Source organism: Ruegeria sp. A4 (genome assembly GCF_056543025.1).
The window spans coordinates 74,651-97,086 of record NZ_JBQGAW010000009.1 but is presented as its reverse complement, the minus strand read 5'-3'; the positions used below and the strand labels follow the sequence as shown (position 1 = coordinate 97,086).

The 22,436-nt window shown below is 59.8% G+C and carries 30 protein-coding genes; 15 read left to right on the top strand and 15 right to left on the bottom strand.

Features of this window, described 5'->3' with window-relative positions; translation table 11 throughout:
* Nucleotides 1-202 precede the first annotated feature (202 nt).
* Nucleotides 203-493 carry a hypothetical protein gene (locus ACR0E2_RS18505; protein ID WP_152457096.1) on the top strand — a complete coding sequence of 97 codons (291 nt, stop codon included), beginning with the start codon at nucleotides 203-205 and terminating at the stop codon, nucleotides 491-493.
* A 24-nt stretch (nucleotides 494-517) separates the two neighbouring features.
* Nucleotides 518-1,072 (top strand): hypothetical protein, encoded by a 555-nt coding sequence (locus ACR0E2_RS18500; RefSeq protein WP_480447474.1) that lies wholly within the window; start codon nucleotides 518-520, stop codon nucleotides 1,070-1,072.
* A 4-nt stretch (nucleotides 1,073-1,076) separates the two neighbouring features.
* Here the strand turns inward: ACR0E2_RS18500 and ACR0E2_RS18495 are convergent, their stop codons facing one another.
* A complete protein-coding gene (locus tag ACR0E2_RS18495) occupies nucleotides 1,077-1,841 on the bottom strand; it encodes a sulfite exporter TauE/SafE family protein (RefSeq protein WP_480447473.1) in 765 nt (254 codons plus the stop codon).
* Between the two features lie 144 nt (nucleotides 1,842-1,985).
* Between ACR0E2_RS18495 and ACR0E2_RS18490 the strand changes: the two genes are divergently transcribed.
* The 3 genes from ACR0E2_RS18490 (at nucleotide 1,986) to ACR0E2_RS18480 (ending at nucleotide 4,914) form a co-directional block, all read left to right on the top strand.
* A complete protein-coding gene (locus tag ACR0E2_RS18490) occupies nucleotides 1,986-3,677 on the top strand; it encodes an acyl-CoA dehydrogenase family protein (protein WP_171232676.1) in 1,692 nt (563 codons plus the stop codon).
* 249 nt (nucleotides 3,678-3,926) lie between these two features.
* The gene (locus ACR0E2_RS18485; protein ID WP_480447472.1) at nucleotides 3,927-4,481 is read left to right on the top strand and encodes a hypothetical protein; all 555 of its coding nucleotides are present in this window, start codon (nucleotides 3,927-3,929) and stop codon (nucleotides 4,479-4,481) included.
* A gap of 40 nt (nucleotides 4,482-4,521) precedes the next feature.
* Nucleotides 4,522-4,914 carry an META domain-containing protein gene (locus ACR0E2_RS18480; protein WP_480447471.1) on the top strand — a complete coding sequence of 131 codons (393 nt, stop codon included), beginning with the start codon at nucleotides 4,522-4,524 and terminating at the stop codon, nucleotides 4,912-4,914.
* On the opposite strand, the gene recO is transcribed toward ACR0E2_RS18480, so the two are convergent.
* Complete coding sequence (recO, locus tag ACR0E2_RS18475) at nucleotides 4,898-5,623, bottom strand: DNA repair protein RecO (protein WP_480447486.1); 726 nt, start codon at nucleotides 5,621-5,623, stop codon at nucleotides 4,898-4,900. The two genes, ACR0E2_RS18480 and recO, sit on opposite strands and share 17 nt — an antisense overlap.
* Before the next feature lie 194 nt (nucleotides 5,624-5,817).
* Here recO and ACR0E2_RS18470 point away from each other — a divergent pair, with 194 nt between their 5' ends.
* Both ACR0E2_RS18470 and ACR0E2_RS18465 read left to right on the top strand, forming a co-directional pair.
* Nucleotides 5,818-6,069 (top strand): hypothetical protein, encoded by a 252-nt coding sequence (locus tag ACR0E2_RS18470; RefSeq protein WP_224858912.1) that lies wholly within the window; start codon nucleotides 5,818-5,820, stop codon nucleotides 6,067-6,069.
* Between the two features lie 290 nt (nucleotides 6,070-6,359).
* A complete protein-coding gene (locus tag ACR0E2_RS18465; protein ID WP_152457089.1) occupies nucleotides 6,360-6,749 on the top strand; it encodes a VOC family protein in 390 nt (129 codons plus the stop codon).
* 56 nt (nucleotides 6,750-6,805) lie between these two features.
* Here ACR0E2_RS18465 and ACR0E2_RS18460 read toward each other — a convergent pair whose 3' ends face one another.
* The 3 genes from ACR0E2_RS18460 to era form a co-directional block, all read right to left on the bottom strand.
* On the bottom strand, nucleotides 6,806-7,129 hold the full coding sequence (locus tag ACR0E2_RS18460; protein ID WP_152457088.1) for a SemiSWEET transporter: 324 nt from the start codon (nucleotides 7,127-7,129) through the stop codon (nucleotides 6,806-6,808).
* A 110-nt stretch (nucleotides 7,130-7,239) separates the two neighbouring features.
* The gene (locus tag ACR0E2_RS18455; protein WP_152457087.1) at nucleotides 7,240-7,569 is read right to left on the bottom strand and encodes a DUF1491 family protein; all 330 of its coding nucleotides are present in this window, start codon (nucleotides 7,567-7,569) and stop codon (nucleotides 7,240-7,242) included.
* Nucleotides 7,566-8,474 carry a GTPase Era gene (era, locus tag ACR0E2_RS18450; RefSeq protein WP_171229131.1) on the bottom strand — a complete coding sequence of 303 codons (909 nt, stop codon included), beginning with the start codon at nucleotides 8,472-8,474 and terminating at the stop codon, nucleotides 7,566-7,568. The genes ACR0E2_RS18455 and era overlap by 4 nt, the downstream gene beginning before the upstream one ends.
* A gap of 159 nt (nucleotides 8,475-8,633) precedes the next feature.
* Between era and ACR0E2_RS18445 the strand changes: the two genes are divergently transcribed.
* Nucleotides 8,634-10,016 carry a multicopper oxidase family protein gene (locus ACR0E2_RS18445; protein ID WP_480447470.1) on the top strand — a complete coding sequence of 461 codons (1,383 nt, stop codon included), beginning with the start codon at nucleotides 8,634-8,636 and terminating at the stop codon, nucleotides 10,014-10,016.
* A gap of 2 nt (nucleotides 10,017-10,018) precedes the next feature.
* On the opposite strand, the gene ACR0E2_RS18440 is transcribed toward ACR0E2_RS18445, so the two are convergent.
* The 10 genes from ACR0E2_RS18440 to folK all read right to left on the bottom strand — a co-directional run bounded on the left by ACR0E2_RS18440 (nucleotide 10,019) and on the right by folK (nucleotide 17,797).
* Entirely contained in the window at nucleotides 10,019-10,537 is a 519-nt protein-coding gene (locus tag ACR0E2_RS18440; protein WP_171229133.1) for a GNAT family N-acetyltransferase, read from the bottom strand.
* A gap of 4 nt (nucleotides 10,538-10,541) precedes the next feature.
* Nucleotides 10,542-11,234 carry a ribonuclease III gene (gene rnc, locus ACR0E2_RS18435; RefSeq protein WP_152457083.1) on the bottom strand — a complete coding sequence of 231 codons (693 nt, stop codon included), beginning with the start codon at nucleotides 11,232-11,234 and terminating at the stop codon, nucleotides 10,542-10,544.
* A complete protein-coding gene (gene lepB, locus ACR0E2_RS18430) occupies nucleotides 11,231-12,070 on the bottom strand; it encodes a signal peptidase I (RefSeq protein WP_171229134.1) in 840 nt (279 codons plus the stop codon). Before lepB ends, rnc begins: the two co-directional genes overlap by 4 nt.
* A gap of 60 nt (nucleotides 12,071-12,130) precedes the next feature.
* The gene (gene acpS, locus ACR0E2_RS18425; RefSeq protein WP_171642249.1) at nucleotides 12,131-12,550 is read right to left on the bottom strand and encodes a holo-ACP synthase; all 420 of its coding nucleotides are present in this window, start codon (nucleotides 12,548-12,550) and stop codon (nucleotides 12,131-12,133) included.
* Entirely contained in the window at nucleotides 12,547-13,170 is a 624-nt protein-coding gene (locus ACR0E2_RS18420) for a LysE family translocator (protein ID WP_480447469.1), read from the bottom strand. Before ACR0E2_RS18420 ends, acpS begins: the two co-directional genes overlap by 4 nt.
* Entirely contained in the window at nucleotides 13,167-13,913 is a 747-nt protein-coding gene (locus ACR0E2_RS18415; RefSeq protein ID WP_480447468.1) for a pyridoxine 5'-phosphate synthase, read from the bottom strand. Before ACR0E2_RS18415 ends, ACR0E2_RS18420 begins: the two co-directional genes overlap by 4 nt.
* Nucleotides 13,906-14,604 (bottom strand): DUF2062 domain-containing protein, encoded by a 699-nt coding sequence (locus ACR0E2_RS18410; protein ID WP_152457077.1) that lies wholly within the window; start codon nucleotides 14,602-14,604, stop codon nucleotides 13,906-13,908. The genes ACR0E2_RS18415 and ACR0E2_RS18410 overlap by 8 nt, the downstream gene beginning before the upstream one ends.
* 16 nt (nucleotides 14,605-14,620) lie before the next feature.
* Nucleotides 14,621-16,753, bottom strand: a complete 2,133-nt coding sequence (locus ACR0E2_RS18405; protein ID WP_480447467.1) for a RelA/SpoT family protein — start codon at nucleotides 16,751-16,753, stop codon at nucleotides 14,621-14,623.
* A gap of 26 nt (nucleotides 16,754-16,779) precedes the next feature.
* Nucleotides 16,780-17,133 carry a DNA-directed RNA polymerase subunit omega gene (gene rpoZ / locus ACR0E2_RS18400; RefSeq protein ID WP_117869873.1) on the bottom strand — a complete coding sequence of 118 codons (354 nt, stop codon included), beginning with the start codon at nucleotides 17,131-17,133 and terminating at the stop codon, nucleotides 16,780-16,782.
* 94 nt (nucleotides 17,134-17,227) lie between these two features.
* Complete coding sequence (folK, locus tag ACR0E2_RS18395) at nucleotides 17,228-17,797, bottom strand: 2-amino-4-hydroxy-6-hydroxymethyldihydropteridine diphosphokinase (RefSeq protein ID WP_480447466.1); 570 nt, start codon at nucleotides 17,795-17,797, stop codon at nucleotides 17,228-17,230.
* A 141-nt stretch (nucleotides 17,798-17,938) separates the two neighbouring features.
* On the opposite strand from folK, the gene ACR0E2_RS18390 reads away from it, so the two are divergent.
* The 7 genes from ACR0E2_RS18390 (at nucleotide 17,939) to ACR0E2_RS18360 (ending at nucleotide 22,436) form a co-directional block, all read left to right on the top strand.
* Nucleotides 17,939-18,514 (top strand): LabA-like NYN domain-containing protein, encoded by a 576-nt coding sequence (locus ACR0E2_RS18390; protein ID WP_117869875.1) that lies wholly within the window; start codon nucleotides 17,939-17,941, stop codon nucleotides 18,512-18,514.
* A 190-nt stretch (nucleotides 18,515-18,704) separates the two neighbouring features.
* Nucleotides 18,705-19,655, top strand: coding sequence for a 4-hydroxy-3-methylbut-2-enyl diphosphate reductase (ispH, locus tag ACR0E2_RS18385; RefSeq protein WP_480447465.1), 951 nt, complete (start codon nucleotides 18,705-18,707; stop codon nucleotides 19,653-19,655).
* On the top strand, nucleotides 19,652-20,104 hold the full coding sequence (locus ACR0E2_RS18380) for a DUF3429 domain-containing protein (protein WP_152457073.1): 453 nt from the start codon (nucleotides 19,652-19,654) through the stop codon (nucleotides 20,102-20,104). Before ispH ends, ACR0E2_RS18380 begins: the two co-directional genes overlap by 4 nt.
* Nucleotides 20,101-20,688, top strand: a complete 588-nt coding sequence (locus ACR0E2_RS18375) for a class I SAM-dependent methyltransferase (protein ID WP_480447464.1) — start codon at nucleotides 20,101-20,103, stop codon at nucleotides 20,686-20,688. The genes ACR0E2_RS18380 and ACR0E2_RS18375 overlap by 4 nt, the downstream gene beginning before the upstream one ends.
* Nucleotides 20,681-21,148, top strand: coding sequence for a ribonuclease HI (gene rnhA, locus ACR0E2_RS18370; protein WP_152457071.1), 468 nt, complete (start codon nucleotides 20,681-20,683; stop codon nucleotides 21,146-21,148). The genes ACR0E2_RS18375 and rnhA overlap by 8 nt, the downstream gene beginning before the upstream one ends.
* Nucleotides 21,145-21,768 carry a trimeric intracellular cation channel family protein gene (locus ACR0E2_RS18365; protein ID WP_152457070.1) on the top strand — a complete coding sequence of 208 codons (624 nt, stop codon included), beginning with the start codon at nucleotides 21,145-21,147 and terminating at the stop codon, nucleotides 21,766-21,768. The genes rnhA and ACR0E2_RS18365 overlap by 4 nt, the downstream gene beginning before the upstream one ends.
* Before the next feature lie 65 nt (nucleotides 21,769-21,833).
* Nucleotides 21,834-22,436: a COG3904 family protein gene (locus tag ACR0E2_RS18360; protein WP_152457069.1), complete on the top strand. Its 603-nt coding sequence runs from the start codon at nucleotides 21,834-21,836 to the stop codon at nucleotides 22,434-22,436.

Below are 22,436 nucleotides of genomic sequence, written 5' to 3'. Positions count from 1 at the left end.
CGCCGGGCACTGACTGAAATTAGATTGGGGGTCGCTCATGTGCGCACACTCACAACGCTGGATTGAGCAACCTAATCAGTCACCTAGTCTAAGCGAGAGGGGATGAGTGTCAATACGAGACTTGCTGACTTGCGCGTCATTCAGCATGGCTCAACCAGTCGCAATTAGGCGGCAAATGACACGGCAAACGATAGGTAACATTATGACTGAGATCTCGAAACTCACCGAACTGCGCAAGCTGATGCAAAGCATGGAGCGTACATTAGGCTTGGAGAAACTATCTCCGGTTGAACGCGACATCTACTATGCCGCCGAAGAGCTTTCCAAGTCCGATCAGGAGGTGCGCACATTCGGTTTGATCGAGCACACGTTGGTTCAAAGTGTTTCGCGCCCAACATTCTTTCGCGCGCTGAAATCGCTGGTCGAAAAAGGCTATCTTTCTCAAAGCGGCAGCGCCAACCGGGGACGGTACATCGTTCATGCACCCAAATGATGCGATCCACCCGCGCAAGAGGCCGTGATTACTTTGCGCGGGTGGGCTACTGAAACGCTTTTGGCCTCTTTGGCCTATGTGCTGGCGTCGTTCCTTACATTCGCCGTCCTGATGCCGTTGCAGAACGTGTTTTTCCCGGAATACCCAAGCCGCGCGAGCCTGTTGTTTCTGCCGCATGGCGTGCGGGTTCTGACAGCCTGGCTGTTGGGGTGGCGCGCCGTTTTCGCATTATTGCCCGGCGTGTTCATCGTTTTTGCCTATTTGGGTGGAACGGATGTCTTCCTGCCCAGCCGCCTGATGGCCATGGCGATTGCGGTTCTGACGGTCCCGACCGTGTTTTATCTTCTGAAGGCAATCGGGTGGGATCTGTTTCCCCGTCCGGATCGCAAACCCTGTTGGATATGTGTGATGGGCGTCGGAATCGTAACGTCCTTCCTTGTCTCCGGGTTGACCAACCTGGCTTTTGGCAGCGCGACGGTGGAATATATCGCATTCCTGATCGGCGATATCTCGGGTTTGTTCTTCCTGATGCTGGGCCTGTATTTTGCTTTTTGGCTCGCCGACAAGCGGCCGAGTTGACGCGTTACCCCACCAAACCGCGTCGAAGCAGGTTCAGGCCCGCAATCAGCAAAACGAACAAGGTCGCTTTGCGAAAACTTGCCTGATCAATACGGTCCTGCAGCTTCATGCCTATCCACATCCCGGCCAGGGCCGGAACGATCAGGGCTCCCGAAAACTCAAGTGTTTCTGCATACAGAATGCCTGATCCAAGATGTGCGACCAGCAACAAAACCGCCCCCAAACCGTAGATTACGCCCTGAATTCGAATCTGTTCGGTCTTGGGGGTGTTCAGCGCCGTCAGATAGGCAACTGTCGGAGGCCCCCAAACTCCTGACATGCCGCCAACAAACCCCGCTACGCCACCTACCACAGCCTCGACTGCGGTCGAGGGTTGGTTCAACGCCATTCTGAACCCCAGAACCTGTAACAGCGCAAAAACTGACACAAAGCTGCCCATCAGAACCAGAAAGACAGACCCCGGGATCAATGCGACCAACTGTGCGCTGAGCAGCAGAAGAAGACCGCCAACAACAAGGAAAACCCGAAAGCGCCGAATCGAGGCGACCGCGGCGACACGGCCACCGCGTAGGGCCTGCAGCCCATTGGTCACCAGCGTCGGCAGAATAAGTCCCGCCAGGGTCAGATCCGGCGGCAGAAATGAATTCAACCCCGACACCAAAATCATGGGCATCGCGAAACCAACCATGCCTTTGACCCATCCAGAGGCAAACGCGATTGCCATGGCCATCAGCAGTTCCTGCGGGGAAAGAATGGAAAACAGGGTCATGTCCCCTAGATATCATCTGGATTTTCTTCTGCATTGCAAAAGTGTTGAGGTAATATTTGAACTTTTTCGTAGCGAAATAAGTATTTTTGTTGCGCTGCACGTGCAGCATGATATGACCAGACGACCGAGGAAAGGACGCGATTCATGGCCCACGACGGACAGGATATGACCGAGATGACAACTGCTGCAGTTTTGCCCGATCTTCTGAACTTGACCCGGGCTGCCGTACCCGCGGTAGCAGCCGTTTTTGAAAAAGCCCGCGAATCCGTGCGCGGCATGGTCTCGGCGGATGGCCGTATCTCTGGCGCTTTGATCGAGGCAAACCAGACCGCCGCGCATGGACTGGCATGGCTGGCCACGTACAACCAGTCGCTGCAACAGATGCAGCGCTGGGCCGAAGCACTTCAGGCCGAAGGCAAGTTCGGCGAACTCGAGCAGTTGCTTCACCAGATAGCCTTTGGCGAGTACCTGCATCAGGTCGCAGGTGGCATCCCGATGAACCAGGGCGAAGTCGTGCGCCTTCAGGATATGGGCCTCGGCTGGGATGCGCTGTCGGGCTTTCAGTCGTCCGAAGTACAGACCTTGATGGCGCAGGCGAATTCACAAGCCGCACGTAGCCGTTTGGTCGAGCTGATGCAGGATCAGGCCGGCGCCACCATGTTCGGCGCGTCGGGTCTGGACGAAGAACTTGAAATGATCCGCGACCAGTTCCGCCGCTATGCGCAGGAAAAGGTCGAACCTTACGCCCATGAATGGCACCTCAAGGATGAGCTGATCCCGCTGGAAATCATCGAAGAACTGGCGGAAATGGGCGTTTTCGGGCTGACCATCCCGGAAGAGTTTGGCGGTTTCGGACTGTCCAAAGCATCCATGTGCGTCGTTTCCGAAGAACTGTCGCGTGGCTATATCGGCGTGGGCTCGCTGGGCACCCGTTCGGAAATCGCGGCCGAGTTGATCATCGCCGGCGGCACGGACGAGCAAAAGGCCAACTGGCTGCCAAAACTGGCCAGCGCCGAGATTTTGCCGACGGCTGTATTTACTGAACCCAACACCGGCTCGGATCTTGGCAGCCTGCGCACCCGTGCCGTGAAGGACGAGAACGGTGATTACCAGATCACCGGCAACAAGACCTGGATCACCCACGCCGCGCGGACCCATGTCATGACTTTGCTGGCGCGGACCGATCCCGACAGCACAGATCACCGCGGCCTGTCCATGTTCCTGGCGGAAAAGACACCGGGCACCGACGACAATCCCTTCCCCACCCCCGGCATGACCGGTGGGGAGATCGAGGTTCTGGGATACCGCGGCATGAAGGAATACGAGCTGGGCTTTGATGGCTTCCACGTCAAGGGTGAAAACCTGCTGGGCGGTGAAGAAGGCAAGGGTTTCAAACAGCTGATGGAAACCTTTGAAAGTGCCCGCATCCAGACTGCCGCGCGCGCCATCGGCGTGGCGCAAAGCGCGCTGGATATCGCCATGCAATATGCCATCGACCGCAAGCAATTCGGCAAATCGCTGATCAACTTCCCGCGTGTCTCGGGCAAGCTGGCAATGATGGCGGTCGAGATCATGATCGCGCGCCAGCTGACCTATTTCAGCGCGTGGGAAAAAGACCACGGCCAACGCTGTGACCTTGAGGCGGGCATGGCCAAGCTGCTGGGCGCCCGCGTGGCCTGGGCAGCCGCCGACAACGGGTTGCAAATCCACGGCGGAAACGGCTTTGCACTGGAATACAAGATCAGCCGCGTTCTGTGCGACGCGCGCATTCTAAACATTTTCGAAGGGGCGGCCGAGATTCAGGCACAGGTCATCGCACGACGTCTGCTCGGGTGACCGGAACCGGCGCCCGTTTCCCCAACTGACCCGGCCGTTGCGCCGGGTCTTTTTCTTGATTTTTGAGGTTTTGTACGCCTCCTACCCGCGGACCTTCCGTTTTGTACGGACCATTTCTGCATCTCTGACCGGCAGGACAACGACGAGCTGTGTCCGCAGCAATCCAAACTTCCCCTTTGATCCCGGCCCATTCGCCGTTAGAGCGTCAGATTGACCCGACCAAAACCCGATCAGCACCTGGTACACCGCATGACCCGATCCTTCTTTGCACTTTGCGCCACTCTGGCGGTGCTCGTTCTTGCGGGCTGCACCACCCCTGCGCCAACGGCCGATCAGAGCGATGTCGAAGCGCTTGCCCGGTCGATCCGAATGCTCGGTCCGGATGTCGATCCGACCGAGGCTCAGAGGGCGGCCACCATCGCCTATTCCTACTCGCAGCAGTTGGCGCGGGACTGGAATGTCACCGATCCGGCCATCATCCACAACGCCAAAGTCATCAACGGGTTCCGCGAAAAGGGGCTGTGCAACGATTGGGCAGAAGCGATGACCAAGCGGCTGCGGCAAGAAAACTTCCGAACACTGGATCTGCACTGGGCCACGTCGCCGCCGACGTCTTTTCGCATCATCCACCATTCGGCATTGATCAGCGCCAAGGGGGATTCGATGTATGACGGCATCATCCTTGATCCCTGGCGCAACAGTGGCGCGTTGTTCTGGGCGCCGGTGCGTGAAGATACGCGCTATAACTGGAAACCCCGGCAGGAAGTGCGTGCGCAACTGCTGAACGGGTCTCTTCCCTACTGATCCGGTTCCAACGGCATCCCCTATGCACTAAGACCCAGCCATGACTCGCCTGATCCTGACCCTGCCCTTGTTGGCACTGTTCCAATGCGACAAAGACGAAACCGTCGCCGCCTATGGTGCGGCGGACCAGACCTGGGTTCTGAGGGAGATCGATGGTCAGCCCTATGAGGCGAGCGCTCTGCTGCGGTTTCCGGAAGAAGGCAGGATTGCCGGGAACGCTCCGTGCAACAGCTATGACGGAACACTCAACGCGCCCTACCCGTGGTTTGAGGTTCAGAACCTCAACGCGACGCGCGCCGCCTGCGCGGGGCTCGAAGCGGAAGGGTACTACTTTGCCGCCCTCATGGCCATGACCCAATCCGAGGTGTCAGGCAATGTGCTGATCCTGCGCAACGAGGACGGGCACGAGATGGTGTTCACAGCCGCCGAGTGACCTGATCCACGAACCGGGCCCGCGCTTCGGGCAGCGGATTATGCCCCAAAGACGGAGCAACGCGGTGCTCCAGAAAATATCCGGTCGTGCGCAGGGCCTCTGCGACCTCGACATCGGGCGCAGTGCCTTCACCTCGCAGACAGGGCGGCAGGGGCAACAGCTTGTCCGCCCATTCCCCGGCGCCATTGGCGCTGACGGACCGGCCTGTTTTGGGGGATACATAGATCAACCCTTCGGTCACACCGGTCACGGCGCAGGCTGTCAGATCAAGGCCAAAGCCAAGTTCGTCAAGCAACGCGAGCTCCCACCGCAGATAGGCCAGAGGCCAGACTTCATCCTGCCCCAACAGATCCATCAACTGTTCCGTCCGGGAATAAAGCGCGGGGTGTGGTTCCCGTTCGGGCAGACAAAAGGACAACAGCGAAACGACCGCGTTCAGCCCGGACAGTGCCAGCCGCCCTGAAAACGCGGCTGCCGCGCGGGACCGCAGGGGTTCGACCTGAAAGGTGCCGATATGTTCTTCCAGCCGCGCGCGCCACAGCACTTCCAGTTGCGCCCCAGGTTGCAGGATCGGCGCGATCTTGCGGCTGGTCCCGCCACGCACCACGCCGGCGTGACGCCCGTGGCCTTCGGTAAAGACCTCGATGATCGCCGCTGTTTCACCATGGCGGCGTAATGTCAGGAGTATTCCATGATCGCGCCAGTCCAAAACCTGACCCTGTTGCTGGTTTGGTTGGTTCGCAGAAAATCCCAAGCGCCGTTGGCACGCAAGAGCGGAAGTGCTTCAACCCCTTTTCAGCGCGCTTTCTTTTCCGAAGCCGCCATAGTTTTGTGACTTCGCGCCACCCGGCTTGTGCGCGTTTTTGCGACCCCCAACTGCGCTTCAACAGAAGGGGCCGCACCATGATCGATGACGAACCGAAACCCGCCACATATTACGACGAACACGAAATCTGGACACCGGACCCAACAGCGGCCGACATGCAGGTCTATGAGACATTTGCGTCGACCGTTGTCGAACTCGTGCAGGTGCTGGATGACAACAAGCCGATGTTGTCGAGGGATGTCTACGCACGCTTTTCTGCGTCTCTGCTGCACCTGTCCAGGGTGTTGGGCGAGTACGAAGACGGGTGGAACGGCGGACATGGCGCGTGATCCCAAGACATGCATAGACTGAAGGGCAGAGCATCGGCTTTTCATTGCAACGGTCCGGCACGATATAGCGACCAGACCTGACCACGGTGGATTCCGTTGTGCCTCAACATGAACCCGCCGCCATTATTCAGATCACCAATGTGCCCCGCCAGAACGCGCCTGCTGCCCCTTGGCCGATGGAAACCCCGTCTGTCGTCCGGGGTGTCGCCAACTGCGGGCAAAAGAATGCGTTGCTTTAATCCCGTTCAGGCCATAATGTTCTTCTTATGTTCTAAAGCGGGATTCCCAAAATGTCTCTTAATTACGTCATGATCGGTTCCAACGACGTTGCCAAGGCACGCAGCTATTACGACGCGGTTATGCCCCGGATCGGCGGAAAGGTCGTCGCCGAGTATATGCCGCATGCTGTATGCTATGAGCTGCGCGGCGGCGGATGCATATGGGTCGCGACACCGTTCGACAAAAAAGACGCGACGATCGGCAACGGAAACATGGTTGGCCTGTTGTGCCAAAGCACAGAAGAAGTGCGTGATGCGCACGCGGCCGCGCTTGCAAATGGCGGAACAAACGAAGGTGATCCGGGGGACCGCCCCCAATATGGCCCGAACTTTTTTGGTGCCTACGCACGCGACCCTGACGGGAACAAGATGAGCTTTGTCTATTTTGGCGACGCGGATTGATGAACCCGCGCATCGTCTGCGACCGCAAACAAGAAAGTCCCAAGCCAGCGTGAAGTTCAGAACGTCACACCCGCATGAACCAGAATTCCTATGACCATCAGCAGGTTCAGCACCATCGAGATACCGTTGCCCACATAGATGGGCAACTTGCCCACCACCAGACCATACGCAAACCACAGGAAGGACAGCCCGGCATAAAGCGACCAGGACAGAAGCGACTGACCAGTAGCGTGTTCTGAATGGGTAAAGTAGAGCTTGACCAGTTGCGGAAGCGTGGCAAAAGGACCAACAACCCCGACAAAGACCATGAAGCTTTCGAACCGCTGCATCCAGTGGCCGAGTTCCGATTTTTCCAGTTTCTCAGCAAGCGTTTCAGCCACGAAAGCACCTCTTGGTTGCGCCTGTCCACAGGGCAAGCCAGCCCTGCCAGTGTAATTGCCGGGGTAAAATAGTCATTTTGGTCTCTGCGTCAAAGACCCTTCAGTACTGGTCACTCCAGCCCTTCTTCGCCCAGCAGGTGCCGCCCCTGCCGGTCTTCGACCTCGATCACCCAGAGGTCGGGGTCAAAGCTGCGTTGGCGCTGGATGGCTTGGTCCACGTCACCTTCAAGACCGGACGAGAGTTCGACCCATTTCCGTTCGCCACTCATCAGATCAAAGCTGCGTTGGAAGGCAACGGCCTGCCCGTCCAGTGTGTTCAGCTTGACCAGAACTGCGCCTGCGGTGTCATCGCCATGGGCCACCACATAGGCCGGGATATCCTGAAATCGCAGCCGCGCCAGATAGGCGTGAACCCAGAATTCCGCCGTCAGCCGCGTCATGCGTTTCCGTCTTTGAAATCCAGCCCCATTTCCGAATACCGCTCGGATTCTTCCAGCCAATTGGGCCGGACCTTCACTTGCAGGAACAGGTGGATCCTGCGGTCGAGGAACTCTTCCAGCTCGGCGCGCGCGGCCTGGCTGACGGCTTTGATCGTCTCACCCTTTTTGCCGAGCACGATGCCTTTGTGGCCGTCGCGCATGACATAGATGACCTGATCGATCTTGGCAGAGCCGTCTGTGCGCTCTTCCCAGTTTTCGGTCTCGACGGTCAGTTGATAGGGCAATTCCTGATGCAGGCGCAGGGTCAGCTTCTCGCGCGTCATTTCCGCGGCGATCATGCGCAGGGGCAGATCGGCGATCTGGTCTTCGGGATACAACCACGGGCCTTCGGGCAGTTCCGAGGCCAGCCATTTGCGCAGGTCCTCGACGCCGTGTCCCTTTTCAGCAGAGATCATGAAGGTTTCGGCAAACGGGTAACGCGCGTTCAGGTCACTGGTCAGCGCCAGCAGCTTCTCGGACGGCACCTTGTCGATCTTGTTGATCGCCAACGCGATCGTGCGGCCTTGCCCGATCTCTTCCAGACCTTCGAGGATGCGCTCGACACCTTCAGTAATGCCACGATGCGCCTCGACCATAAGCACAACGATGTCGGCATCCGCAGCCCCGCCCCATGCGGCGGCGACCATGGCGCGATCCAGGCGGCGGCGGGGTTTGAACAGGCCGGGCGTGTCGACGAAAACCAGCTGCGCGTCGCCCTCCATCGCCACGCCGCGGATACGCGCGCGGGTGGTCTGCACCTTATGCGTCACGATCGACACCTTGGCCCCGACCATGCGGTTCAGCAGGGTGGACTTGCCCGCATTGGGCTCTCCGATCAGGGCGATAAATCCGGCGCGTGTGGTCATGAGTCTGGCGATCCTGTTTGCAGGTGCGCACCCCTATAGCAGAAAGGTCCGGCGGACCAGAGGGATTTGTCGCATTGCGGCCTTGCGTTTGAGGTGTCAGATGGACGCGGACGCCCAGCCAATCCCAGCCCGGCATCAGATCCGTTCAGTGAGGTTCTCATGAAACGTCGCGAGTTTCTTCTTGGAAGCAGCGCCGCCGCCGGTGCTTTGGGTTTGGGAGGGTTGTCTCTGGCGGCCAGCGATCCCGTGTCCGAACTGGTGGTACAACCTGCCAGCTATCGGTTGCGCGGTCAGCGGACCACGGGGATGGTCAGCTTGTCACCGGATGCGCCGCCGCCGGTTCTTTACGGGCGCCAGGGCAAAACATTGCGTCTGACGGTGCGCAATACACTGTCCGATTATACTGCCATGCATTGGCACGGGCTGCGCATCCGCAACGAAATGGACGGTGTGCCCTATCTGACCCAGATGCCCATCGGCGAGAACGAAAGCTTTACTTATGAACTCACGCCGCCGGATGCGGGCACGTATTGGTATCATCCCCATTGCATGACGATGGACCAGATGGCCCGTGGGCTGACCGGAGTGATGGTGATTGTCGAACTGGAAGACCCGGGATTCGACAGCGAACAGGTGATCAATCTGCGGGATTTCCGGCTGGACGAAGATGACGCGTTTCTGCCGGCCTATACCGCCCGCGGCGCGGCGCGGGCCGGCACGTTCGGCAACGTGCAGACCGCCAATTGGCAGAGCGAGGCAGTATATGACCACGCCGCGGGCAGCCTGGTGCGCGTACGGGTGGTCAACACGGACACGACCCGTATCTACAACTTGCATCCCGAAGGGGCCGAGACCCGTATCATCGCATGGGACGGACATCCGGTAGAAACAGACGTGACACGGCCCACAGCAGCCCAGCCGCTCTTGCTGGCCCCGGGTCAACGGGTGGATTTGGCCGTTCGGATGCCGGACGGCGAGGGGCAATCAGCCCTGCTGATGGCAAAGTTTCCCGGGCAGAAACACCGCGCCATGGTCCGGTTGCGAGCCACGGGACACTCCATCGCGCGAGACCTGCGAGAGCTGCGCCCATTGCGGGCAAACCCTGTCCCGCGCCCCGATCTTGATCAGGCCGAGTTGCATGAGTTCGTGTTCGGCTGGACCCCGGAAGGCGGCGCCCCGAATGACGGGTTCTGCGGGTCTTTGGGCTATAGTTTCTGGTCGATCAACCGCACGCCCTGGCCGGGCGATGCGGCGCAGGGAACCGGGCCGCTGGCCGTGCTGCAACGGGGCAAGAGCTATGTTCTGCGACTGCGCAATGAATCGCCCAATCTGCACCCGATCCACCTGCACGGGCTGGCCTTCGTTCCGCTAACGTCGAACCTGCGCAAACTGCCACCGTTGCTGTCTGATACCATGCTTTTGCTGAAAGACGAGACCGTCGACATCGCGCTGGTCGCGGACAATCCCGGCGACTGGGCGTTTCATTGCCACGTGATCGAACACCAGAAAACCGGGCTGACCGGGTTCATCCGGGTGATTTGACGCTAGCCCAGTGGTGGCAGGTTCAACGCTAGAACGTGGTTCGGATAGACTTGGTTCGCGATACGGAAATCCGTGACGCCGACCTGACGGAAACCTTTGGACAGGTAGAAATCGATGGCCGGAGCGTTTTCGGAATTGGTCGTCAGCCAAATTTCGGTGCGGCCTTTGTTGCGGCAATGGTCGATGGCCACCTGCAACAAAGCTGACCCGATGCCCTTTCCGTGGTGACGCGGCTGCACGTAAAAGGTCACGATCTCAAGATCGGACAGCCCGTCGATCGGGGCGGGACGGCCCTCTGCCAACCGAATGTACCCATCTATGCCATCGCGGTTTTCCGAAACAATCAGAAGGTCCTTGCCTTCTTCCAGCAGCGCTTCGAACCGTGCAGCGGTGAACTCGGACAGTGCGAACTCGGCGAAGAAGGCGCTCACGCCATGGCGCAGATAGGTGCTGATCCAGACTTCGATCGACAGCGCCGCCAGGCTGGCGGCGTCCGATTTCCGGGCTGGTCTGAGCCGCATGTACCTAGGAAGACCCGGCCGGGCTGAGCTGTTCCAGCAGAGCTTTCGCCGCCGCCTGTTCGGCCTGACGTTTGGATCCCGCGGTGGCCTGCGCCTCGGTGCCGTCCTGAAGACGGGCCGCAATGGTGAAGATCGGGGCGTGGTCCGGGCCACTGCGTTTAACCTCGACGTATGAGGGAGGCTTTTGCCCACGCGCCTGCGCCCATTCCTGCAAAGAGGTCTTGGCGTCACGCGCATCTGCCTCGACCTTGTGGATGCGGTCCCCCCAAAGCGCCAGGATGACATCGCGGGCAGCCTCGAACCCGGCATCGCGATAGATGGCGGCGATCACGGCCTCCATCGCGTCGCCCAGCAGCGCTTGCTTGCGACGGCCACCGGACAGCATTTCGGACCGGCCGAGCTTCAGCACCGCGCCCAGATCAATCTGGCGGGCTACATCGGCGCAGGCCTCTTTGCGGACCAGTGCATTGAACCGTGGGGCCAACTGACCTTCGGACGCCTTTTTGTCGGCCTCAAGCAGCGCAGTGGCCATGACCAGGCCCAGAACGCGGTCTCCCAAAAACTCCAGCCGCTGATTGTCAGGTCGGGTGGACGAAGACACCGAGCCATGGGTCAGCGCGCGCACCAGCAGTTCGGGGTTCTTGAACTCATACCCCAATCGCCGCTGGAACGCCTTTATTTCAGCCGAGAGCTTCAATTGACCGCCTTGAAGAACCGATCACCGCGCCATGTCCAGAAGAACAGCATCGAACGGCCCGCGGACGAGAACATGATCCGGTCGGCACGACCGATCAGGTTTTCGTAAGGCACGTATCCGACACCACCGGCAGATTGCGGCAGACGGCTGTCGCTGGAATTGTCACGGTTGTCACCCATGAAGAAATAATGGCCCTCGGGCACGGTATAGATGCCGGTATTGTCCGATGCCTGGTTGCCGATGTTCAACACGTCATAAGACACACCGTTGGGCAGGGTTTCGATCAGGCGCGACTTTTCACAGGTGCCGCCTATTCCAACAGGGCCGTTTTCACAGCGGGGGCGCAGGCGCTGCGGGCCTTGCGGTTCGGCAATTTCGGTAAACACGCCGTCGGGCTGCTGAGGAACCGGAGTGCCATTGAGGATGATCTGGCCATTGCGGACCTGGATCCGGTCGCCCGGCAACCCAATCAGGCGCTTGATATAGTCACGTCCGGTGACCGGATGGCGAAAGACGATGACATCGCCACGTTCGGGATCACCGCCCCAGATACGGGTATTGTCTTCGCCCTGCATCCAGCCACAGATATCTTCGGCATCCACGTTCAGGCCGACGCTTGGGATGATCAGGCTGGGGCAGGATGCGTAGGAATAGCCATAGGCCATCTTGTTGACGAAGAGGAAATCGCCGATCAGCAGCGTCTGCTTCATCGAGCCCGAGGGGATCCAGAACGGTTGAAAGAAGAGGGTGCGGAACACGCCGGCAATCAGCAGCGCGTAGACGATGGTCTTGATCGTCTCCCAGACGGGATTTCCGGTTTTGGCGTCCTCGGCCATTCTGCTCGCTCCAGTTCTTTGCTTGGCTTCGCTGCTACATGCGGGGGGGATGGGGGCAAGTCAAGGCTGCGCGGCCTGATCTTGAACCGGACGCGCCTCGATCACCACAAAAGCCTGCGCCCAGGGGTGATCATCCGTCAGGGTGACATGGATGATCGCCTCGTGCCCGTCGGGGGTCATTTCCTTGAGGCGCTCGGCGGCCCAGCCGGTCACGTGCATCACCGGTTGGCCGGTGCGCAGATTGGTGACGGCCATGTCCTTCCACGCGATGCCCATGCGCAGACCGGTGCCCAGCGCCTTGGAACAGGCCTCTTTCGCGGCCCAGCGTTTGGCGTAGGTTCCGGCGGTATCAACACGGCGTTCGGCCTTGCGCTGTTCGGTGTCGGTGAAGACACGATTGCGGAAGCGGTCGCCGAACCGGTCGAGCGTGCCCTGGATGCGGTCAATGTTTGCGAGGTCTGTGCCGATGCCGAGGATCATGACAACCGCACCGTCAAAATCTTGTAACTCGCGACCCCGAAGAACCCGGCAAAGGCGAAATCGAACCAGCGGCGGGCGCGGCGGTAGGTTCGGACCATGCGCTCGGAGGAAAACAGGAAGGCATAGCCGATGAAAACCATCAGCGATCCGGCATAGAGCATGGCGAAATAGCCCAGCAGCATCGACAGGCTGGCATCGCTGGGGGCGACGATGGCATAGATCGAGCCCCAGCTGAGGATCGCCTTGGGGTTCGTCAGGTGGATGGCGGCACCTTTGGCGAAGATCGTCGGCAGCGCGCCCGTGACCGGTTTGCCCAAAGCGACCTCATCCGCTGTCATCGCGCGGCGCAGGGCCTTGAGGGCCAGCCAACCCAGATAGGCCACGCCGATATAGCGGATCACCTCGAAAACCCAGACATTGGCCAGCATGATCGCCGACAAGCCAAGCGCTGCGGCAATGCCCCAGGCGGCGGACCCGGCACAGATGCCCAGCGCAAAGACCAGACCGGCGCGGCGGCCTTCGTTCATGGCGGTTCCGGCAATGCCCATCGTGGCAGGCCCCGGAGAGCCGCCCGCCATCAGCCAGGCCAGCCAGATGGCGACAAAGCCGGGCGTGATCACGCGCGCGCCTCGTCCATCAGGCGACGCATTTCCTGAACGGCCGGGGTGAGGCCCAGAAAAATCGCCTCGCCAATCAGGAAATGACCGATATTCAGCTCTTTGACTTCTGGGAAGGCGGCAACCGGTTTTACGGTGTCATAGGTCAGGCCATGGCCCGCATGAACCTCGAGCCCCAGCGCATGGGCGAAGGTGGACATCTGGCGCAGCGACTCAAGCTCGCGTTCGGCATCTTCCATGCGACCTTCGGCATGGGCGTCGCAATAGGCGCCGGTGTGCAGCTCGATCACTTCGGCACCGATGCGATGCGCAGCTTCGATCTGACGCTGATCGGCGGCAATGAAGATCGACACGCGGCAGCCGGCATCACGCAGAGGCGCGATGAAATGCGCCAGCTTGTTTTCCTCGCGCGCGACTTCAAGCCCGCCTTCGGTGGTGCGCTCTTCGCGCTTTTCGGGCACGATGCAGACCGCGTGCGGTTTGTGGCGCAGGGCGATCTTCTGCATCTCGGGCGTTGCGGCCATCTCAAAATTCAGCGGCACCGACAGAACCTCCATCAGCCCGTCGATATCGACGTCCGATATATGGCGCCGATCTTCGCGCAGGTGCGCGGTGATGCCATCCGCCCCCGCTTCTTCCGCCAGTTTGGCGGCGCGCAGCGGATCTGGATAATCCCCACCCCGCGCATTGCGCACGGTGGCCACGTGATCGATGTTCACACCCAGACGCAGATGGTTCTCAGACATCACTCGATTCCTTTTGCATGTTCTTGCCCGAGCCTAGAGGCTCTGCCGAGGAAACGGCAGCCGAATCTTCGGCCAAACGCTTGATTTCCTCGAACTTCGCCTTGATCCTGGCGCGGCGGCGCTGCTGATACGTCAGGATCAGCGGCAGGCTGAGGTAATAGCAGATCACCCCCGCAACGACGCCCGGAATGATCCCACCGATCATGTAGGGATAGAAGACGTCATCGTAGAACTGCGACAGCCCGTGCCAGTCGGCCACGCGATCCGTAAACAACGCCAGAAAATTGTTCTTGAGATCCCCTATGGCGCTGGCGAATTTGCCCATCAGCCCTTGTGTGTCGCCTTCTTCGTATTCGGTACCCAGCAGGAAATGCCCGGTCTGAAGACAGATCACCCCGATCGGAACATAAGTGAGCGGGTTGCCGAAAAACGTGCCGCTGAGCGCGGCCAGAATGTTTCCCTTGATCAGCCGGGCACCGATGGCGGCGACAAGAAAATGCAACCCGTAAAACGGCGTAAAGGCGGCAAACACCCCTGCCCCGATGCCGCGCGCGATCCGGTCAGGGGTATCCGGCAAGCGCCGGACGCGGTGTTTCACGTAATGGAAGGCGCGGGTCCATCCGCCACGCGGATAGACGAAATCCGATGCGATCTGGACTGGAGAGCGTCGGTCTCGGCGCTTGAATACCACCCGTGATCACCCCTTCTCAGCCAGCCGCAACCGAAGTTTTGACCTGATCCCGATACCGTTCGACCGCAGCAACATCGCTTTCCGCCTCCAGCATCAGCATGAGTGAATGAAGCTGTTCAAGGTCGCGCAGTTCGACATTGATCAGAAGGCGGTAAAAATCCGGTTTGCGATCGACAAACTCGAGGTTCGAGATATTGGCCTTTTTCTCGCCGATCAATGTGCAAATACGCCCCAGAACCCCGGCATCGTTGCCAATGGTCAGATCCAGCGTCGCGCCATAGACGGCCGGGTGCGTGCCCGAGTGCCAGTGCAGATCGACCCACCGGTCAGGTTCGCCTTCGAACTCGCTGAGCCGGTCGCAATCGATGGCATGCACGACCACGCCCTTGCCCCGATAGGTGATGCCGACGATGCGTTCCCCCGGCAGCGGCTGACAGCAGGGGGCCCGGTCGAACTTCTGCCCCGGCTCCAGGCCGATCACCGCGCGGCGCAGCGGAATGGCGTCGCCTTCGTCCTTGGCAAGTTCGGGATAGACGGCCTGAACCACCTCGTGCGCAGTCAGTTCGGCACTGCCAAGGCGGGCCAGTAACTCGTGCCGATCTTTCAGGCGCAGGTGTTTTGCCGCGGTATCGAGTGCTTTGTCAGTCGCCTTGCGGCCCACATGCTCGAACCCGGAACGGGCCAGTTCTTTGCCCAGCTTGATGAATCGTTCCCGATCCACTTCGCGCAGGGCGCGGCGAATGGCGGTACGGGCCTTGCCGGTGACTGCAATCTCCAGCCACGTGACCTGTGGCGTCTGACCATCGGCGGTGATGATGTCCACGGACTGGCCATTTTTGAGCCGCGTCCAGAGCGGAACGCGGATACCATCAACCTTGGCCCCAACACAGGCATGACCGATCCGGGTGTGAATGGCATAGGCAAAATCGATCGGCGTCGCGCCACGCGGCAGCTTCACCACGTCGCCCTTGGGGGTGAAACAGAACACCTGGTCCGAATACATCTCGAGCTTGACGGCCTCGAGGAAGTCTTCGTGATCTTCCTCGTTGTCGAACTGCTCGGTCAGATTGGAAATCCATTTGGCCGGGTCGACGGCGAACGGGTTCTCGGTGCGCACACCGTCGCGATAGGACCAATGCGCCGCAACCCCGGTTTCGGCCACGTCGTGCATCTGGCGGGTGCGGATCTGGACCTCGACCCGTTTACCGTCCCGGCCCGACACCGTGGTGTGGATCGAGCGGTAACCGTTCGATTTGGGCTGGCTGATATAGTCCTTGAAGCGCCCCGGCACCGCGCGCCAGCGCTGGTGGATGGCACCCAGGGTTCGATAGCAGTCTTCCTCGGTCTGGGTGATGATGCGGAACCCATAGATATCTGATAGGCGCGAGAAGCCCTGATCCTTTTCCTGCATCTTGCGCCAGATCGAATAGGGTTTCTTGGCGCGGCCGAACACCTCGGCCTCGATCCCGGCCTTTTCCAACTCGTGCCGCATGTCGCCGGTGATGCGATGGATCACGTCGCCGGTTTCGCGTTGCAGGGTGATAAAGCGGCGGATGATCGACTGGCGGCCTTCAGGGTTGAGGACACGGAAAGCCAGGTCTTCGAGTTCCTCGCGCATCCACTGCATACCCATCCGGCCCGCAAGCGGTGCGTAGATATCCATCGTCTCGCGGGCCTTGACGATCTGTTTTTCGGGACGCATCGCCTTGATCGTCCGCATGTTGTGCAAACGGTCGGCGAGCTTGACCAGAATCACGCGCAAGTCCTTGGACATGGCCATGAACAGCTTGCGGAAGTTCTCGGCCTGCTTGGTCTCGCGGCTGGACAGTTGCAGATTGGTCAGCTTGGTGACGCCGTCGACCAGTTTGGCGACTTCATCCCCAAAAAGTTCAGCCACCTTGCCATAGTTGGCCTTGGTGTCTTCGATCGTGTCGTGAAGCAGCGCCGTGATGATGGTCGCATCATCCAGACGCTGTTCGGTCAGGATGGCGGCAACGGCAACGGGATGGGTGAAATAGGGCTCGCCGGAATGGCGGAACTGCCCTTCGTGCATCTGCTGGCCAAATTCATAGGCCAGCGCAATGCGGTCAGCATTCGTCTTGGGATTGTAGTTGCGGACCAGCGCAATCAGATCGTCAGCAGAAATCATCCGGTCCGCACCTTCGTCTCCAGGGCTTACCCCTGCCCTTGAGCCTCCATCAGAGCGCGCAGGAGCTTCTCTTCCGACATGTCATCCATGGCGGGTTTGTCCGTTTCGGCACCCATCAGCAGCGCCATCTGATCTTCTTCGGGCTCGTCAACCTCGATCTGGGTCTGGTTGGCCTCGATCAGGCGCTCGCGCAGTTCGTCCGCGCTTTGGGTTTCGTCGGCGATCTCACGCAGAGACACGACAGGGTTCTTGTCGTTGTCGCGGTCAACGGTAATCGCTGCACCGGCGGAAATCTCACGCGCCCGATGGGCGGCGAGCATCACCAGCTCGAACCGGTTTGGAACCTTGTCTACGCAATCTTCAACCGTCACGCGGGCCATTGGGCGCTCTCCGTTTCTGAATCCATGTCAGGAAGGGGTCTATCTAAGCGCGAATCCGCGCCTTGACAAGCAGGAAATGCTGCATTTGCACGGATCACAGCGCCGTGACCGCCGCAACCTCTGCCGCGGGAAGGGTCTGGATCATCTCGCAGACCGTGCGACCCAGAACCGGATGGCGCCAGTCGGGCACGATATCGGCCATCGGCACGAGGACAAAGGCGCGATCCTGAAGGCGCGGATGCGGCAAGATCAACTGATCCGGTGCCTCTTGCCTTTGCGCGTCGGTCGGCAGGGTCCGCCAGCGATCAAACGTGGCGCGATCCGGCAGGACCTGATCTTCGAAACAGACCAGATCCAGATCCAGCGTCCGCATCCCCCAGCGCTGCACCCGTTCACGCCCGAATTCCTGTTCCACCACGTGCAGCACCTGCAACAGCTGCGAAGGAGATTTCTCGGTCGCAATCAGCGCCGCAGCATTCACATAGTCCGGGCCGGCCCCGGCGGGAAAGCACGGGGTGGAAAAAAAACGACTGACGGAGCGAATCACCACATTGTGACGCGATAACGCGTCAAGCGCGTTCTGAAGTGTTACAGCGGGACCGTTTCCTCTCAAATCGAGATTTGCGCCCAGCGCAACAACGGCATTTGGCATGGATTTGCTCATGTGATACCCTACATTCGACCCATTGCATACTTGCGATAATCGACAGAAGTTCTAATTATAGGCGTACCAGAGCGCGTCATTTTATCACTCACTCACTCACGTAACGCGGCGCGCACTGGATTATACCGGAAGGGAACATTTATGTTTTATAAAGACGAACGGCTAGCGCTGTTCATCGACGGCTCGAATCTTTATGCCGCGGCAAAAGCACTCGGTTTCGACATTGACTACAAACTTCTGCGGCAGGAATTCATGCGCCGCGGCAAGCTTCTTCGGGCCTTCTACTATACAGCGCTGCTGGAAAACGACGAGTATTCGCCGATCCGTCCATTGGTTGACTGGCTGCATTACAACGGCTTCACTATGGTCACCAAACCGGCCAAGGAATACACCGACAGCATGGGGCGTCGGAAAGTCAAAGGAAATATGGATATCGAACTTACCGTCGATGCCATGGAACTGGCGCCGCGCGTCGATCATATCGTGCTGTTCTCGGGTGATGGGGATTTCCGCCCGTTGATCGCCAGCCTGCAACGGCAGGGCGTGCGCGTATCGGTGGTTTCGACTATCCGCAGCCAACCGCCGATGATCTCGGACGAACTGCGCCGCCAGGCCGACAATTTCATCGAGCTGGAGGATCTGCGCGATGTCATCGGTCGCCCGCCGCGTGAAATGCCGACGGAGCATCGCAGCGTCGCTGTTGCCAGCAACAGCTGACAAGGCGACAGGCCTGTCATGATGGGGAAAAATCGCGCGGTCAGGACATCGGTCCTGGCCGCGCTTCTTTAACAAGGTACAGGTGCTTAAACATCACCCGAGTAGCAACGATTCGTGTCAGATGAATGACAATGTCCTGTCTGGACCAAGGCCGGGAAAAGACTTACCTGTGCCTCAAGGAGACAGCCTGATGAAAAAGCCGCCACTGACACTTTACCTTGCCGCCCCGCGCGGGTTCTGCGCCGGTGTGGACCGTGCCATCAAAATCGTTGAGATGGCTTTGCAGAAATGGGGCCCACCGGTCTATGTGCGCCACGAGATCGTGCATAACAAATTCGTGGTCGACGGCCTTCGCGCCAAAGGGGCCGTTTTCGTCGAGGAATTGCAGGAATGCCCCGATGACCGCCCGGTGATCTTTTCCGCCCACGGGGTGCCAAAATCCGTTCCCGCCGAGGCTGCCCAGCGCGAGATGATCTATGTTGACGCCACCTGTCCTCTGGTTTCCAAGGTGCATGTCGAGGCGCAGCGCCACGCGGACGCGGGGTTGCAGATGATCATGATCGGCCACAAAGGCCATCCCGAAACCGTGGGCACCATGGGGCAGTTGCCCGAGGGCGATGTGCTGCTGGTCGAGACCGTGGACGACGTGGCCACGGTGCAGGTGCGTGACCCGGATAAGCTGGCCTTTGTCACCCAAACCACCCTTTCGGTCGATGACACCAAGGATATCATCGCCGCCCTTCGGGCCCGATTCCCGGCCATTGTCGGACCGCACAAGGAAGATATCTGTTATGCCACCACCAACCGGCAGGAAGCGGTGAAAGCCGTGGCCCCCAAGGCGGATGCCTTGCTGGTTGTGGGCGCGCCGAACTCGTCGAACTCGCGCCGCCTTGTCGAGGTTGCCTCGCGCGAGGGGTGCCAGTACGCGCAGCTGGTCCAGCGCGCAACCGAGATTGACTGGCGCGCGCTCGAGGGTATCTCGACCGTGGCTGTCACCGCAGGCGCGTCGGCCCCGGAGGTTCTGGTAAACGAGGTGATCGAAGCGTTCAGCGCGCATTATGATGTCACCGTCGAGCCGGTCGAAACCGCCGTTGAAAACGTCGAGTTCAAAGTCCCCCGCGTGTTGAGGCAACCGGCGTGAACGGAGTACCGAAAGCGCCTCTCTATCTGGGGCTGGCGGGACTGATCCCGTTTGTCTGGGGCGCCCTGACCTATCTGAACAGCGACCTGAATGCCTGGGGCGCGCAAACCTTTGGCCCACGTTTCGTGGGGCCTTATGTGCAACTGTTCTATGGATCGGTCATCCTCAGCTTCATGTCCGGTGTTCTCTGGGGTTTTGCCACCAAGACATCGGGCAGCAAAGCGGCCCTGTGTTATCTGTTGTCGGTTCTGCCCGCGCTTTGGGCCTTTGCCATGACAGGCGGCGGGCCGGTGAATGCGGGCACCAATCTGATGTATGGGTTTGCTGGTTTGTTGTTGCTGGATGCCCTGTTTTCCTACTGGCGCCTGACACCGGTCTGGTGGATGCGGTTGCGCATCCTGCTGACCGCGGTCGTATTGGCCAGTCTTGCAGTCGGAGTGTACCTGTGACCGATGAACGCACGATCAACGCCTATACAAACAAGGTGGCCGAATATCTGAAGATCCCTCTGCCGCCCGAGCAGCTTGAGGCCCGTCAGGCTTTTGCCGATGCGGTCGGCACAGGCGGCTATGTACTGGATTTGGGGTCCGGGCCGGGGTCGGACAGCGGGTTCCTGATGCGTCAGGGGCTAAAGGTTCGCGCGCTGGATGCCACGCCAGCCTTTGTCGAACATGCGCGGGAAAACGGTGTGGATGCTTATCTGGGTACGTTCGATGATGTCACCGAGACGGCCGAATATGACGGCGTTTACGCCAGCTTTTCCCTGCTGCACGCGCCGCGCGCTGATTTCCAGCGACATCTGACAGCGATCCAAAGGGCTCTGAAACCCGGTGGACAGCTGTTTCTGGGGATGAAGCTGGGCACTGGTGAACATCGGGATGATCTGGATCGTTACTATTCCTATTACACGGAGGCCGAGATCGAGGAGGCCTTGAACAAGGCCGGGTTCACGATTGACCGCGCAGTCCATGGCATGGGCAAAGGCCTGGCCGGATCGTATGACGGATATATTCTGGTGTTCGCCCATGCCTGAATTGTTTGCCTATACGGATGGTGCCTGTTCCGGAAACCCCGGCCCCGGAGGCTGGGGTGTGCTGTTGCGCGCGATGGACGGGGACAGCGTTCTGAAAGAGCGTGAGCTGAACGGGGGCGAAGCCGAGACGACCAACAACCGGATGGAGTTGCTGGCCGCCATCAGCGCCCTTGAAGCGCTGGAGCGACCGTCGAAGATAACCGTCGTCACCGACAGCGCCTATGTGAAGAACGGCGTCACCGGCTGGATTTTCGGTTGGAAACGCAACGGCTGGAAAACCTCGAACAAGAAACCGGTCAAGAATGTCGATCTTTGGCAGCGTCTGGATGAGGCGCAAGAACGGCATGATGTGACATGGGAATGGGTCAAGGGCCACGCAGGCCACCCCGAGAATGAAAAAGCTGATGAGCTGGCCCGGGCCGGAATGGCGCCGTTCAAACCGAAAAAGGCACAGGCGTGACCGCGCTGACGCTGCTGGACTATGCCTCGGTTCTGATCTTCGCGTTGACGGGGGCACTGGTGGCCAGCCGTGCCCAGCTGGATCTGGTGGGATTTGCCTTCATGGCCTGCCTGACTGCCGTCGGGGGCGGCACTGTACGAGACCTTTTGCTGGACCGTCACCCGATCTTTTGGGTCGGGCAGCCGGATTACATCCTGATCGCAGTCGCGGCGTCGGTCCTGGTGTTCTTTACCGCACATCTGGTGGAAAGCCGCTATAACTGGCTGGTCTGGCTGGACAGTTTTGCACTGTCAGTGGCTGTCGCGGCCGGAACCGGCGCGGCGTTGTCGCTGGATCAGTCTGGGGTCATTGTCGTTTTGATGGGTGTGACGACCGGATGCCTGGGCGGGTTGATGCGCGATGTGGTCTGCAACGAAGTGCCGCTGGTGCTGAAACAAGGTGAGCTCTATGTGTCCTGCGCCTTTACAGGTGCCCTGACGGCGGTTCTGGCTGCCAGATTGGGGGCAGAGCCTGCGTTTTCTCTGGCTCTCTGCGCCTTGGTGTGCTGGGCGTTGCGCGCCGGGTCGTTGATGTTTGGCTGGCAATTGCCGGTCTACAAAAGCCGTCCGCCGCGCAACTGAGCCCGACAGTGGACGCCAAAGCGGCATGCTGATACCCCTTTTGAAAGCACAGCCCGGAGGCCAACGTGACACTTAGACTTGCATCCATCACAGCCTGCCTGGCCCTGCTCGCCTCATGCGGCGCGTATTACACCCCTGTCAGTTTTGTTGCGCAGGGCGACCAGATCATCGCCTCGGGCACGATTGACGAGACAACGCTGTCTGCCTTTGAGGAAGTGACAGCCCAAAACCCCGAAGCCCGCACTCTGGTTCTGCAATACATTGAAGGATCGGTTGATGATGACGCCAATGTCATCTTCGCCCGCGAAGTGCACAGGGCCGGGTTCGATACCGTTGTTCCATCGAACGGGCTGGTGGCCAGCGGTGGCACCGACTTGTTCCTGGCCGGAAACCGCCGCGTGCTGCAACCGGGGGCCTGTGTCGGTGTCCACAGCTGGGCCGGGTCGGGTCTGGTGGCGACCGACTTGCCCGAGGACGATCCAGAACATGACCGATACCTGGACTATTTCAAGGATATCGGCGTGGACGAGGAGTTTTACTGGTACACCCTGTTCGCAGCCCCGGCCGACAGTATGCACTGGATGACCACTGCCGAGGCGAACCGGTTCGATTTGTCCACTAGGGGTGCTCCGGCACTTGGGTCTGCGACGGTGTGCGACGAACGGTAA